Origin of the sequence: Mycobacterium sp. (assembly GCF_050701675.1) — a bacterium.
Lineage (GTDB): Bacteria > Actinomycetota > Actinomycetes > Mycobacteriales > Mycobacteriaceae > Mycobacterium.
In genome coordinates, this window is the sequence record NZ_JBOGDD010000191.1 from 1 (window position 1) to 14,102 (window position 14,102).

Annotated in this window: 13 protein-coding genes and 1 pseudogene; 8 read left to right on the forward strand and 6 right to left on the reverse strand. The window is 67.4% G+C overall.

What is annotated here, in order from left to right; genetic code table 11:
* Both ACRDUX_RS05515 and ACRDUX_RS05520 read right to left on the reverse strand, forming a co-directional pair.
* Nucleotides 1-777 (reverse strand): ABC transporter permease (locus ACRDUX_RS05515; RefSeq protein WP_526411784.1); only part of this gene is annotated, 777 nt, incomplete at its 3' end.
* Nucleotides 774-2,123, reverse strand: a complete 1,350-nt coding sequence (locus tag ACRDUX_RS05520) for an LLM class flavin-dependent oxidoreductase (RefSeq protein ID WP_526411786.1) — start codon at nt 2,121-2,123, stop codon at nt 774-776. The genes ACRDUX_RS05515 and ACRDUX_RS05520, both read right to left, overlap by 4 nt.
* 212 nt (nt 2,124-2,335) lie before the next feature.
* On the opposite strand from ACRDUX_RS05520, the gene ACRDUX_RS05525 reads away from it, so the two are divergent.
* Nucleotides 2,336-3,148: an IclR family transcriptional regulator gene (locus tag ACRDUX_RS05525; protein ID WP_526411788.1), complete on the forward strand. Its 813-nt coding sequence runs from the start codon at nt 2,336-2,338 to the stop codon at nt 3,146-3,148.
* Here the strand turns inward: ACRDUX_RS05525 and ACRDUX_RS05530 are convergent.
* Nucleotides 3,111-4,058: a TauD/TfdA dioxygenase family protein gene (locus ACRDUX_RS05530; RefSeq protein ID WP_526411790.1), complete on the reverse strand. Its 948-nt coding sequence runs from the start codon at nt 4,056-4,058 to the stop codon at nt 3,111-3,113. The two genes, ACRDUX_RS05525 and ACRDUX_RS05530, sit on opposite strands and share 38 nt — an antisense overlap.
* A 158-nt stretch (nt 4,059-4,216) precedes the next feature.
* Here ACRDUX_RS05530 and ACRDUX_RS05535 point away from each other — a divergent pair, with 158 nt between their 5' ends.
* The 5 genes from ACRDUX_RS05535 to ACRDUX_RS05555 all read left to right on the forward strand — a co-directional run bounded on the left by ACRDUX_RS05535 (nt 4,217) and on the right by ACRDUX_RS05555 (nt 9,911).
* Nucleotides 4,217-5,491 carry an acyl-CoA dehydrogenase family protein gene (locus ACRDUX_RS05535; protein ID WP_526411792.1) on the forward strand — a complete coding sequence of 425 codons (1,275 nt, stop codon included), beginning with the start codon at nt 4,217-4,219 and terminating at the stop codon, nt 5,489-5,491.
* Nucleotides 5,488-7,548, forward strand: coding sequence for a rhodanese-like domain-containing protein (locus ACRDUX_RS05540; protein ID WP_526411794.1), 2,061 nt, complete (start codon nt 5,488-5,490; stop codon nt 7,546-7,548). Before ACRDUX_RS05535 ends, ACRDUX_RS05540 begins: the two co-directional genes overlap by 4 nt.
* Before the next feature lie 7 nt (nt 7,549-7,555).
* Nucleotides 7,556-8,353: an SDR family NAD(P)-dependent oxidoreductase gene (locus ACRDUX_RS05545; protein WP_526411796.1), complete on the forward strand. Its 798-nt coding sequence runs from the start codon at nt 7,556-7,558 to the stop codon at nt 8,351-8,353.
* A gap of 22 nt (nt 8,354-8,375) precedes the next feature.
* A complete protein-coding gene (locus ACRDUX_RS05550) occupies nt 8,376-9,617 on the forward strand; it encodes an acyl-CoA dehydrogenase family protein (RefSeq protein ID WP_526411798.1) in 1,242 nt (413 codons plus the stop codon).
* Nucleotides 9,618-9,704: 87 nt separating this feature from the next.
* Nucleotides 9,705-9,911 carry a dodecin gene (locus ACRDUX_RS05555; RefSeq protein WP_526411800.1) on the forward strand — a complete coding sequence of 69 codons (207 nt, stop codon included), beginning with the start codon at nt 9,705-9,707 and terminating at the stop codon, nt 9,909-9,911.
* A 23-nt stretch (nt 9,912-9,934) separates the two neighbouring features.
* Here the strand turns inward: ACRDUX_RS05555 and ACRDUX_RS05560 are convergent, their stop codons facing one another.
* A complete protein-coding gene (locus ACRDUX_RS05560) occupies nt 9,935-10,261 on the reverse strand; it encodes a hypothetical protein (RefSeq protein ID WP_526411802.1) in 327 nt (108 codons plus the stop codon).
* 232 nt (nt 10,262-10,493) lie between these two features.
* Here ACRDUX_RS05560 and ACRDUX_RS05565 point away from each other — a divergent pair, with 232 nt between their 5' ends.
* Together ACRDUX_RS05565 and ACRDUX_RS05570 are read left to right on the forward strand one after the other, a co-directional pair.
* Complete coding sequence (locus tag ACRDUX_RS05565; protein WP_526411804.1) at nt 10,494-11,600, forward strand: sulfate ABC transporter substrate-binding protein; 1,107 nt, start codon at nt 10,494-10,496, stop codon at nt 11,598-11,600.
* A gap of 4 nt (nt 11,601-11,604) precedes the next feature.
* A complete protein-coding gene (locus tag ACRDUX_RS05570; RefSeq protein ID WP_526411806.1) occupies nt 11,605-13,398 on the forward strand; it encodes a SulP family inorganic anion transporter in 1,794 nt (597 codons plus the stop codon).
* A 247-nt stretch (nt 13,399-13,645) separates the two neighbouring features.
* On the opposite strand, the pseudogene ACRDUX_RS05575 reads toward ACRDUX_RS05570, so the two are convergent.
* Nucleotides 13,646-13,969 (reverse strand): annotated as a pseudogene (locus tag ACRDUX_RS05575) (transposase); the annotation flags it as partial.
* A 45-nt stretch (nt 13,970-14,014) separates the two neighbouring features.
* Nucleotides 14,015-14,102, reverse strand: an 88-nt coding sequence (locus ACRDUX_RS05580; protein ID WP_526411808.1) for a hypothetical protein, incomplete at its 5' end; no start/stop codon positions are given.

Consider the following 14,102-nt stretch of genomic DNA (forward strand, 5'->3'; position numbering starts at 1 on the left):
GCGGAACACCGTGTTCGCATTCATCACCAGGTAGCCGAGTCCCACGCCCGCGTTGATCTGTTCGGCGGCGATCAGGGCGAGCAGCGACACTCCCATGGCGTAGCGGAATCCGACGAGTACGTGCGGCAGCGCCGCGGGCAGCACGATTCGCTTGACCAGCAACCACTTCGACAGCCCGAACACCCGTCCGGCCTCGATGATCTTCGGGTCGACGGACCGCACGCCTGCGTAGGTGTTGAGGTAGTTGGGAAAGATGCAGGCAGCGGTGATGAGCGCGATCTTGGGCTCCTCACCGATGCCGAACCACAGCATGAACAGCGGGATGAGGGCCATGAACGGGATGGTGCGCAGCATCTGCAGGCTGGAGTCGAAGACCTCCTCGCCGAGCCTGGACAGACCTGCCAGCAGCCCGAAGCCGATACCGACCACGGTGCCAAGGGCAAGCCCCTTCACCGACCGTCCCAGCGATGCGGCCAGCGCCTGCTGAAGCTCGCCGGACTCCCACAGTTCGCGATACGCACCGACGACCGCGCCTGGCGAGGAGAGCATCTGGGTCGACAGCACTCCGATGGTGGTACCGACGTACCACAGCGCGATCAGGGCGATCGGCAGCACGACGCGCAGCAACGGCCGGATCCGCCGCAGCGCCCGTGCGGCACCCCCGGCCTCGGCGACGGGACTCAGGTCGGTTCTCCGAAGGGCACTGCCGGGGCCCGAGTTCTCGCCGTCCGTCCCGCCGGCATCGGCGTCGCGGATGGTGACGGTCTCAGCGGTCATCGACCGGCCGCCGTCAGCGCCGCATCGGCCGACGAACTCACATGGGCCGCAGGCAGGCCCAGGTTCCCACGCAGTGTGTTGGAGGTGTACTCGTGGCGGAACAGCCCGCGGCGGCGCAGTTCTGGCACGACGTGGTCGGCGAACAGCTGCAGTCCGGTCGGGTAGACGTCGAAGTTGAGGTTGAACCCGTCGGCCGCGCGGGAGGTGAACCACAGCTCGATGTCGTCGGCGATGCGCTCCGGTGTGCCGATGACCATCCGGTGCGCTCCGCCGTTGCGGTCGATGAGTTCCCGGATCGTCAACCCCGACTCCCTCGCGAAACTGACCGTGGTGTTGAGGAACCCGTGCGAGGACTGCACGGCGCCGAGATCGGCCACCAGCTTGGCGTCCAGCGGTGCGTCGAGGACCAGATCCTCGGGTGCCACGCCGAGTTGTTTTGCAAGCCTGCGCAGTTCGCGCGAGTAGTCGAGCTGCTCGTTGAACTCCTTGAGTCGCCGCAGGGCCTCGGCCTCGGTGGAGCCGACCACCGGAAAGAGCCCTGGCAGCACCAACACCGACCCGCCGGGTCTGCCGAACCGCTCCGCACGAGCGTTGATGTCCGCGTAGAAGCGGCGGGCGTCGTCGATGACGGTCTGCACGGTGAAGACCACGTCGGCCCAGCGGCTCGCCAGATCCTTGCCCTGCTCCGACGAACCGGCCTGCACCAGAACGGGTCTGCCCTGCGGCGTGCGGGGCACGTTGAGCGGGCCCCCGACCCGGTAGTGGGTCCCGACGTGGTCGATGGCCGGTACGGACGTGGAACTGAACACTCCCGATTGGGCATCGGGTGTCAACCCCTCGGCGGGCCACGAATCCCACAGCTTGGTCACGACGTCGACGAACTCGTCGGCCTGCGCGTAACGCTCGTCGTGGGCCGGAAGGTGGTCGAGGCCGAAGTTGCTCGCCGCCGCAGGGTGCATCGTCGTGACGATGTTCCATGCGGCGCGACCGCCGCTGAGTTGGTCGAGAGAAGCGAACCGGCGGGCCAACTCGTAGGGACTGTTGAAGGTCGTCGAGGCCGTGCCGATGAGACCGAGCCGTGAGGTGGCCGCCGCGATCGTCGCGAGGACGAGGGTGGGGTCCAGCGACTGCCACGGCTTGGTCGGCGGGTTCTCCGCCAACGCGGGCCAGTCCGAGAGGAAGACCGCGTCGAAGGTCGCCTCCTCGGCGATCCTGCCGATCTCGACGAAGTACTGCGGCGTCAAGAAGGACAGCGGATCGGCCTGATGCCGCCATGCGCTCGGATGTTTTCCAGCGTCGGTGATGTTGGCGTTCAGGTGCAGCTGGCGTGCGGGATCTGGGGTCACGGGCCAATCGATTCAGAGCGGGACAGCGGCTGAGAATCGCGTGGAATCACGCGGATCGTCAACGCCTATCGGACTCCGGAGACGTTAGGGACCGGCTACCGCGGCCACAACCATTAATCTCGCAATGCACGAAACTATCCCGCATAGCAGAAAATTCTTGGCAGAAAACTGCAGCACGACGGCGATCATGGCGGGTGATGGTGTAATGACTCATGCCCGTCAGCCAGGCCGACCACCCCGCGGACGGACCCGAACAGACTCAACGCGGAATCGTCAGGTCCGTTCTGAGCGCGTCGGCGCTGCTGGCCAGTTTTCGCGAGGGTCGGCGCGACCTGCGCCTCTCCGACCTGGCTCGCGAGGTGGGGCTGAACGTCAGCACCGCCCACCGGCTGTTGCAGACGCTGGTCACCAGCAAGCTGCTGGTTCAGGACGCCGACAGCGACCGCTACAGTCCCGGCCCGGTGCTCGTCGAGATCGCCAACGGTCTGCTCGCCGCCGACAGGACGGCCAGCACCGCCGAGATCATGAGCGCCCTCGCCGCGCGTACGGGTGAGTCGATCAGCCTCGGGTCCCGCTCGGGCGGAGACGCCGTCGTGTTGATGCACGTGGCCTCGGCCCAGCCGCTGCGCTTCGAGCGCAAGGTGGGCGATCGCATCCCCTTGCATGCCTCCGCGTTGGGCAAGGTGCTGCTGGCGTGGTCGCCCGAGCCGACCGAGGACACGCTGCGTTCGATCGCCCCGCTCGCGGCGGTCACCGGTGACACCATCACCACCGTCCGCGCCATGGCCGCGGATCTGCGCGGGGTTCGTGACCGCGGATACGCCGTGGCCACCGGCGAGGAGGTGCCGGGCATCCGCAGTGTCAGCGCGCCGGTCCTTGACTCCCACGGCACGGCCATCGCCGCAGTGGAGGTATCTGGACCGTCTGACCGTCTACGCGACGGCGACGTGGCGGAGTTCGCCAGGATCCTGGCCGGTGGCGCAGGTGCTATACAACACGTGCCGGACGCGGATCGTCTCTTTTGAGCGGAGAGCCCGCGTCGGGCCAGGCCGGCGAGATCGCGCCCTTGCCCGTCGGAGGATCGCCCGCGTAGGTCGAACCCGTCGGTCGCGCGCCGCGCAGGCTCACCTTGTGCAGGATCCGCGTCGCCGTTCCATAGTCGTTGATACCCCGGTGGATGGTCGACCAGTTGTCCGACAGCACCAACGTTCCCGGCTCCCAACGGATCCGCACGGTGGTCTCGGCACGGGTCAGCCTGGCCAGAAGCAGTGCCAGCAGGGCGTCGCTCTCGTCGGCGCCCAGTCCATCGATCGCCCTGGTGAAGGCGTGGTTGACGAACAACCCCCGTCTGCCGGACCTCGGGTTGGTCACCACGACCGGATGGCGCACCGGCGGCAGATCGGTGATCAGCCGGTCCTCCCAGACGCCGGGTCCGTTGACGTCGAGGTACGACGAGAGGCCCGCGTCGTCGTGAAAGCCGTGCAGCGTGTCGACGAAACCCCGCAGCGGTGCGCTGAGTTGCTCGTAGGCGGCGACCGTCGAGGCGAACTCGGTGTCCCCTCCGGACGGCGGCAGCACCCTGGCGAACAACGCCGTCGTCGACGGCGGTTCCAGCATGTAGGTGATGTCGCTGTGCCAGTAGCTGACCCGACCGTCGGACTGCCTTGCGTCGACGGCCTTGACCTGGTGGTGTTCTCGGCTGATACCGGGTATGACGGGGCTCGACGGCGCGAGCTGGCCGAGCCGCCCCATGAACGAGATCTGCTGGGCCGGTGTCAGAATCTGTTCGCGGAACACCAGCACTAGGTGTTCGGAGAGCGCCTCGCGGATGGCCGCGACCACGGGTTCGGAGAGGGGTTCGCGCAGATCGACACCGCGCACTTCGACCCCGAGCACGGGCGACAGAGTGCGCAACGTCAGCGAGTCCGTATCCACTGCTCGCAGCCTTCCAGTTCGGCCGGCTGCCCGACAAGGTAAAGACTCAGGGCGAGTCCTATCCCCCGCGATCGCCTGCAATCCCGCAGCGCAGGATTCTTTTGCGCAGTGCGAGATAAATGCTGGATAGCCGAGCCGGAGTCGCCTACGTTCGCCTCATGACCGCGCCGTCCCCGATCCTGGCTGAGCCCGACGACCTGCGGGCGCGCCACTTCATCGACGGTCTGGCCCACACCGCGGCAACCATCGCGGCGACCGCCTCCGAGCGGGATGTGCAACGCCGTTATCCCACAACCGAATACGATGCACTCCGGGACGCCGGATTCTGGCGGCTGTCGATCCCCGTCGAGTATGGCGGCCTCGGACTTGGCTACGACACGCTGATGACCGCCGTGATCGAGGTCGCCGCAGCGGACGGCAGCCTCGGGCAGCTTCCGCAGAACCACTTCAGCACCCTCGAGCGGGTGCGGCTGGCCGGGTCTCCCGCCCAACACGCGAGGATCTTCCCGAAGGTGGCCGCAGGCGCCGTCCTCGGAAACGCGAGCGCTGAGCCGCGGGAGCGGCCGCCGGGCGAAGCTGCGACCCGCTTGCAGCCGGTGGAGGGCGGGTACCGGCTCACGGGCCGCAAGGTCTACGCGACGGGCGCGCTGCTCGCCGATCTGGTGGCCGTGCAGGCCCGCGACGACGACGGCCAACAGGTGTTCGCCCTCGTCGACCGGCATGCGCCGGGGGTCGTCATCACCGACGACTGGTCCGGCTTCGGCCAGCGCACGACCGCATCGGGCACCGCCGTTTTCGACGACGTGCTGGTCGCGGAACTCGACGTTCTGCGCGCAGCACCCGATCCCCGTCTGACTTACCGCATCTCGGCCCACTCGCAGCTGTTGCACTGCGCCATCGACGCAGGCATCGCCGAGGGCGCGCTGCGCGCAGCCATCCGACTGGCCCGCGAGGTGCACGGCGGCCGTGGCAGCGGTGCAACCGATTTCGCCGACGACGTCCTCGGCGTGGCGAAACTCGGTGAGTCGTGGATCGCCGTCCGGAGCGCGCAGGCGCTGGTGCACGACGCCGCCCAGCGTCTCGACGCGCTCACCGACACCAGCCGACTCGAGGACGTGCTCGACGCGTTCTACGGTGTGGCGGCGGCCAAGTCGGTGTCGACCGAGACCGCCTTGACGGTGACCGCCGCACTGATCGACGTCGGCGGCGCCAGTTCGACCAGGACGGCGCTGGGCCTGGACCGGTACTGGCGCGACGCGCGCACGCACACGGTGCACGACGCCGTGCGCTGGAAGCCGTACTCCATCGGCCGCCGCCTCATCGGCGGCGACGTCGCCGATCCGTGGAGCATCGGCCACCCCTACGTTCCGTTTGCCCAACTGCAGCAAGCGAGCGCCCCCTTCAACCACTACGCGGAAGTTGATCATCGATGAGCGCTCCCTCCTTCACCACCACCCGGCTCGGCAAGCTGTACCAGGGCGACCCCCTTCCCGTCGTCACCGAGGCCACCACGTACTACCCGGCGGGTGCGGTGACCTTCGGTGTCGAGGGGCGTGCCTTGTTCGCAGCGGGCGATGATGCGCCGTGGGCCGGTGGCCCCACCCTTCACGTGTTCGAAACCGCCTCCGGCAAGGAGCATCTGCGCTTCGACGCCTTCCCAGGCGAGGAGCACTACCACTACCTCACCCCGGGCGTGCAGAACCACTGGATCGGCTTCGACACCGTCGCCGACGGTGAGTTCATCGAGTGGCTGCTGGACAGGGTGCGGACCAAACTGCCCGAGCTGCTGCGCTTCGCGGGAGCGACCGAGCTCGCCACCGAGGTCGACCCGACGGTGATCGCGGGCGTCCTAGACGAGGTGCAGACACACCTTCGCAGCCGGGATCTTCGGCTCGACGCGAGCACCGCTTCGACCATCGCGCCGGACGAACTGGTGGCGCGGCTCGACGACGGCGCCGAGATCGCCCTGCTCGACGTGCGCGAGCGCGGCGTCACCGCGCGCGAGGGCACGCTGTTGCTCGCCACTCCACTTCCGTTGTCCGAGATCGAATTCCGGATCCGGCGGTTCGTACCCCGATTGTCGACGCCGATCGTCGTCATCGATGACGGTTCCGGCGTCCTGGCAGCGGCTGCGACCTCGATCCTCGCCAAGCTCGGCTACACCGCCGTGCTGACGCTCGCAGGCGGCACGGCAGGCTGGGCCGAGGCCGGTCTCGAGCTGTACACCTCGGTGCAGGCGCTTGGCCAGTCGTTCGGGGAGTTCCTCGAGCGCGCCGAGCACACCCCGCACGCCACGGTGGACGAGGTGCAGGCGCTGGTCGACGCGGGTGAGGACGTGCTGTTCCTGGACAGTAGGCCGATCGAGGAGTTCACCGCCCACAGCCTCCCGCAGGGCATCTCCGCGCCGGGCGCCGAGATCGTCGCCCGCGGACTGGATCTCATCACTTCGCCGGAGACCGTCGTCGTGGTCAACTGCGCCGGGCGCACCCGAAGCATCGTCGGCGCCCAGGCGTTGATCAATGCAGGTGTCACGAACCGGATCGTCGCCCTCGAGGGCGGAACGATGTCCTGGTCGCTGGAAGGGCGCGCGCTGGCGCACGGACTGCACCGCCAAGCTGCCGCGCCGGCCAGTCCCGCCGGCAAGGCGCACACCGAGGCGTCGGCCCGATTGTTCGACCGCTTCGGTATCGCGAGGATCGGCTGGGACGGCGCAGGCCGGTTGCAGTCCGATCCCGAAAACACCACCTACCTGGTGGACGTTCGGACGCCCGAGGAGTACGCCGCCGATCACGTCGACGGCTCCATCTCCGCGCCCAGCTGGGACATCGCGCCGTGGGCCTTCCGGCATCTTGCGACCCTGAACGCGAACATCGTGGTGATCGACGACGCCGCGGGACTGCGCGCGGCGCTCACCGGTTCCTGGCTCGTACAGCTGGGCTGGGCCAAGGTCTCGGCATTGCTGATCGAGGACGTGCCCGCTGCGGCTCGCACGACCGGTCCGGAACCGTCGTCGTTCACCGGAACCCCCAGCGATGTCGTGCTGATCGAACCCGGCGACCTGCAACGTGACCCGGCCCAATTCACCATCGTCGACGTGGCACGCAGCGACGTCCACGCCGCAGGACACGTTCCCGGCGCGCACTGGGCCACCCGCTCCTCGCTCATCGCCGACCCGCAGTCCATCCCCGGCTCCGGTACCGTCGGGGTCACCTCCCCCGACGGCGTCCTGGCAGCTCTCGTCGCCGCCGACCTCGCAGGTCGGACGGACCGCCAGGTGGTCGCGGTGCGTGGTGGCACCGAGGGCTGGCTCGATGCTGGACACACGTTGGAATCGCAACTCTCGCAGGCCATCTCCGCGGTGGACGACGTGGCGCTCAGTCCCTGGCAACAGACCGATCAGCACGCCGCCTTCCAGGAGTACCTGCGCTGGGAGGTCGCGCTCGTCGAGCAACTCGACCGTGACGTGACCACACCGTTCGCGGTGAAGTAAGGCGACCGTGGATCTGCAACTGCAGGGCAAACGCGCCATCGTCACGGGTGGCAGCCGTGGCATCGGGTTCGCAATCGCCGCGGCATTGGCGGCCGAAGGCGTCCACGTCGTCATTGCCGCCCGCGACCTCGCCCGGCTCCAGGCCGCAGCGGCCGAACTCAACGAACGCGGGGGCGGCACCGTGCACGCCATCGCCGCCGACACGGGTCGTGACGACTCGGTGCGAGATCTGGTGCAGCGCAGCGCCGAAACACTTGGCGGGGTCGACATCCTGGTCAACAACGCGGCCAATCAGGTGGTCGGCAACCCACCGCCCGATCTCGCGGGAACCACCGACGAGGCGTTCTTCGAGGACGTCAACGTCAAGGTCGTCGGCTACCTGCGGACCGCGCGGGCCGTGGCACCGCTGCTCACTGCGCAGGGCTGGGGCCGCATCATCAACGTCAGCGGATTGGGCGCACGCCAGACCCGCTCCATCGTGCGGACCATCCGCAACGTCAGCATCGCGGGCCTGACGAAGAACCTCGCGGACGAACTCGGCCGCCATGGCGTCAACGTCACGGTCGTCCATCCCGGTCCCACCCGCACCCCCGAGCTGACGGCGAGTCTCACCGCGGCTGCGTTGGATCGCGGCGCCGGGGTGCACGAATTGGAGCGCGAACTCGTCGACAACGCCGTCGACCGACTGGTGGATTGCACCGAAGTCGCCGACGTCGTGACGTTCCTCGCCTCACCACGCAGCTCGGCCATCAATGGCGACGCCGTCGCCGTCGGCGGTGGCGCACTCGGCGCCGTGTACTACTGACGCATCAGGAGGACCCGCCGCAATGACGGCCACCGAACACCGCTCACCACTCGACATCGGCGGACAGCCGAGCCAGGCCGAGCGGTGGCCCACCGCAGCCCGATTCGGCGTTGCCGACGTGCTCAGCGACCTCTCGGCACGGGCGTCGGAGCGCGACGCCACCCGCGAGAGTCCTGCTGCCGAGATCAGACGACTACAGCGGGCTGGTATCCCGGCGCTACGGATCCCCGAAGCGCTTGGCGGGCGGGGTATCTCGCTTCCCACGCTCTTCGCGTTCGTGGCCGAGCTCGCGGAAGCCGATCCCAGCGTTGCGCATGCATTGCGCAATCACTTCGCCTTCGTGGAGCTGACGCTGCGGAGCCCACCGGGCAGCGTTCGGCGTGGGTACCTGGCAGGCATCGTCGACGGCGACCTGGTCGGTGGGTCGTTCAGCGAGCTGCGGGCCAGCAAGGCGGGCATCGCGGACTTCAGCACCGCACTGTCGTCCCGCGACGATCGCTACGTCCTCAACGGCGAGAAGTTCTACAGCACCGGCAACGTCTACTGCGACGTGCTGTTCGTCAAGGCGGTCGATCAGAACCGAGAGCCGGTCACGGTGGTGGTGCCTACGACCCGCGCCGGCGTCGACGTCACCGACGACTGGGACGGCATCGGCCAACGGCTGACCGGTAGCGGCTCGACCCGGTGTCACGACGTGGAGGTAGTCCCACGCGACATCCTGCCCGAGCGGGAGTTCACCGACGAGAGCCGTTCGTACTCGGCAACTTTCCCCCAGCTGTACCTCACCACCGTGATTGCGGGCATTCTGCGGGCGATCACCGCCGAAGCCGTCGAGCTGGTTCAGGGCAGGCGTCGCAACTACTACCACGGCAGTGCCGACGAACCACGGCACGAGCCCGCCGTACAGACCACCGTCGGGCAGATCTCGGTCAACGGTCACGCTGCAGGCGCGATCGTCGAGACGGCAGCGCGCTCGCTCGCCAGCGCGTGGGACACGCACGGTCCCGACCGCGAGGATGCGCTGTTGCAGGCATCCTTGGATGCCGCCCGCGCCAAGATCAGCGTGGACGATCTCGCCGCCCGCACCGGCTGGCTGCTCTTCGAGACGGGTGGGGCGACGTCGGTCCGCGGTGGACTCAACTTGGATCGACACTGGCGCAACGCGAGAACTCTGGCTTCACACAACCCCGACAGTTACAAGCTGCGGTATCTGGGCGACTATCTACTCAACGGCGTGACCCCACCGAAGGGGAGCTTCTTCTAGAATCTGCGCGATCGCAATGGCGGCAACGGGTCCAGCGCATACGCTTCACTCATATCGAGGAAACCCGTTCTCCTGAAAGGCCATCCCGTGAGCGAGCACACCTATCGAATCGTCGAGATCGTTGGCACGTCGCCCGACGGGGTGGATGCCGCCATCCGCAACGGTGTCAGCCGCGCCGCGCAGACGCTGCGTGGACTCGACTGGTTCGAAGTTCAGTCAGTGCGCGGTGAACTGGAAGACGGTCAGGTGGCCCACTTCCAGGTGACGCTCAAGGTCGGTTTCAGGCTGGAATAGGTGGGACGGGCCATCCGGCTCGTTCACACCTCGTCGTCGAGCAACTGTGCCGCTTCCACGACATCGTTCGGCGTGATGGCCGCGCGACTGCGCAACGTCTCGATCGCGCGCTCCACGAGCGCGGGCGTGAGCCATGTGTACTCGTCGAACAACTGCGCGCACGCGGCCAGCGCAGGCCGGTTGCCCACTGAGAAGAAGTCGGGCCAGTATTCACGCGCGCGATACGAGGCGATCGCCGCGGTAGCGCGCCCCGCGACGCTGCCTCCGCTGGAGAGTTCGGCGTAGACCGCGTCGGCCTCGTCGTCACCCATGACGTCGCGCATCCACTCGAACGGCCCCAGATCGTTCATTCCAGACTCCCTGCCCCCCAAGCGCTGCGATGACGTATCCGAACCCCCATCGACGCTAGGCGCGGACACCGGTCCCGCCGACATTAGGAATCGCGCTGAGTCCAAGGACCCCTCGACACGGCCGGGACCGCCTATAAATCAGACCGATTCTCGGTGCTGTCCTACCAGGGCCGGATCGCTAGTGTCAGCTGCCTGAGGCGCGGCGGCGCACACGAAGGCAAGGAGCTCGCCCATGGCAGACAAGGCTGAGCAATCGCCGCGAGTCGATCGTCGGCTGGCGGGACTGCCCTGGCTGAGCGTGGTCGGTGTCGTCGCGATCGTTCTGGCCGGGGTCCTGATCACGGTGAAGAACCTTCCGGACGCCACCCCGAACCAGCTACTCAACGTGTCATACGATCCCACGCGCGAGGTCTACGCCGCACTCGACCCGAAGTTCGCGGAACAGTACCGCCAACGGGCCGGGATCACGGTTGACGTCAGGCAATCACACGGCGGTTCTGGGCGACAGGCACGCAACGTCATCGACGGCTCTGAGAAGGCGAACGTCGTGTCGCTCGCGCTCATCAGCGACGTCGACGCTCTGCAGAAGCGCGGGCTGATCGCCCCCGACTGGCAGAAGCGGCTGCCCAACAATTCGGTGGCCTACACGTCGACGATCGTGTTCGTCGTCCGCAAGGGCAACGCCAAGGACATCCACGACTGGCCAGATCTGGTCAAGGATGGGGTGGCAGTCGTAACACCGGATCCACGCACCTCCGGCAACGGTCAGCTGAGCTTCCTCGCAGGCTGGGGATCTGTCACCACCCGCGGCGGCACCGCCGCGCAGGCACTCGACTACCTGAAGGGCCTGTATCGCCACGTCGCGGTCTTCGACGCGGGAGCCCGGAGTTCGGCCAGCAGCTTCGCCGTCCAACAGGTCGGGGACGTGCACCTCACCTGGGAGAACGAGGCGCTGCGCGAGGTCGCCGACAGCAAGGGTGAACTGGAGATCGTGTACCCGCCGGTGAGCATCAAGGCCGAACCCGCCGTCGCCTGGGTCGACGCCAACGACACCGACGCGAAGACCGTCGCCAATGCCAAGGCGTACCTCGAATACCTCTTCACCGACCCCGCGCAGGAGGTGTTCGCGCAATACGGCTACCGACCGGTGAACCCCGCGATCCTGGCCAAGCACGCCGACCGGCTGCCGAGTCTCACCCTGTTCCCCGTCACCGCCATCGCGAAGGACTGGGCCGACGCGCGGCAGAAGTTCTTCGCCGACAACGGCATCTACGACGTCGTCTCCGCATCCGCTCCGGCGGCGCCAGGGCGCATCGTCCCCAACGTGCAAGGGAGTTGACGTCATGAGTCTTGCGGTGAACTACTCGTGGATCAAGGGCCGCAGCGACCTCGTCGCCGGCCTCACCGTCGCCGCCGTGGCGCTGCCTCAGGGCATCGCCTATGCACTGATCGCGGGCGTGGATCCGAAGTACGGCGTCTACTCCGCGATCGTGATCACGGCCATCGCGTCGATCTTCGGATCCTCGGCACACCTGATCAACGGACCGACGAGTGCGATCTCGCTTCTGGTGTTCAGTTCGTTGGCGTTCATCGATCCGGAGAACCGCACGGCGCTCTTCGAAGCGTTGTTCGTCCTCAGCGTGCTTGTCGGCGTCTTCCAGATCCTGATCGCGGTGTTCAAGCTCGGCGACCTGACGCGCTACATCTCCGAATCGGTGATCATCGGCTTCATGTTGGCGGCGGCCCTTCTGCTCGCCATCGGGCAGATCGGCAACGCCATCGGGGTGAAGGACAAGGGCAACGGCCACATGCAGGTGCTGCACCGCCTCTACCTCACCCTGTTCCATGGTGACGCGATCAACTTCCGGGCGCTGCTGCTGAGCGTGACGGCCGTCGTGGTGGCAGTCGTCGGGCGCAGGCTCGTCAAACAGTTCGGTTGGCCGCAGATCGATCTGCTGGCCGTGCTGGTCGTCGCGGCGCTCATCGCGTTCGCGGCGGGATGGTCGATCCCGGGGACCGACGGCAAGTCGGCGGTGTCGGTTGCGGCAAAGGTGCCGCAGAGCTTGCCCACTCCACACATCCCGATTCTCGACCTGGGCTCACTCGCCGAACTTTCGCAGGGCGCATTGGCCATCGCCTTCATCGGCCTCATCGAGGCGTTGTCGATTGCGAAGGCCATTGCGCACCAGTCACAGCAGAAGATCGACTACAACCGTCAGATCCTGGCCGAGGGCCTCGCCAACCTCGCAGGCGGCTTCTTCCAGAGCATTCCGGGGTCGGGCTCGCTGTCCCGGTCGGCGATCAACTTCCAGGCCGGCGCGGCGACCCGTTTCTCGGGAATCGTGGCCGCAGCGACGGTGGCGGTGGCTCTGCTCTTGTTCGCCCCACTGCTGCACTACGTTCCGACCGCCGCGCTGGCGGGGCTGCTACTCGTCACCGCGGCACGGCTCGTCGACTACAAGCGGTTGATCGCCACGGTGAAGGCGTCACGGTACGACGCGGGACTCGTCGTGATCACCGCACTCAGCGGGGTGCTGTGGGATCTCGACAAGGCAGTCCTGCTCGGGATCGTGCTGTCGATCCTGCTGTTCGTGCCGCGCGCGGCCAAGCTCAAGGCGGCCGAGTTGACGATCACGCAGGAACGCGTGGTGCGTGAGCGGCTACCCGACGACCCGGTCGACCCGTCGACGGTCATCTACGACCTCGAGGGCGAGCTGTTCTTCGGGGCCGCACCGGAACTGGACCGCTACTTCGACACGCTGAGGTCGCGCATCCACGACGATGGCATCCAATTCGTCATCCTGCGACTGAAGCGAGTGCGCGATCCCGATGCCGTGTGCATCGAGCGCCTCGAACACTTCCTCCGCGAGGAAGACGGTCACGACGTCAACGGTCACCGCGTGACGATCCTGCTTGCCGGCGTCCGGCCCGACACCCTGAAAGTGTTGAGGAACATCGGTTTCGACGAGTGGTTCCCTGCCGAGCAGGTCTTCCCGGAGGAGGACCAGGAGTACTCCGCCACGCTACGGGCCGTGCGTTACGTCCGTGCGAAGCTCGACGGCGACGAACCGCGTCAGCGAGTTGTCGACGAACCGGACAAGGACCGGCGCGAGGATCCGCTCTACTACCTCGTCTGAGCAACGACGCGACGCGAGGACGGCCAGGAACGCCAGCCGCCGAAGACAATTGGAGACGCTCCCACGGTCTTCGGTGGCGTCGCCTTCGCGGCGAGGGTGCCGATCTTGAAGTGATTGTGGGCGAAGACGCCGTGCCCGCAACAGGTTCGGGCTGCGCTAATGCCGGTGATTCGGTGCGCTCCAGTCGTAACTGCGTTTCATGTGGTTGATCCGCCCTTCGGGCCCGGTCGGCCATTTCACCTTGTCGCGCGCGGCGGTGTTCGAACTCGCGGCGGACCGCGCCGGGTTTACTCACCCGTGGGATCGCCACACTGCGCACCCCGAGGTCGTGCAGATCGCGTTGCACCGATGCCTGGCCGTCACCGCGGTCGGCAGTCACCGCCCGCGGAGCGTGTGCGGTACGCGCAGCGATCCGTGCGACCGCCGGCACCAGTTGCGGGGCGTCGGGCGGGTTGCCGACCTCGACGTCATGATCGAGGATGACCCCGTCGGCGTCGTCGATGATCTGGGCTTTGTAACCGAACTCGACGGGGGTTCCCAGCCGCCCTTTGCGGATCAGGCGGGCATCGACGCCGGGCGGTGCGCAGCCAGGCCCGACTCCTTCACCTCGAAGTACCTAGTTGGTTGTGGGTGGTGGTTGCGGTTGGAAGGGTTGGTACCACCACCAGTCGGCGCGTTCGCCGGTCGGCCCCGAGTAGGGTGCG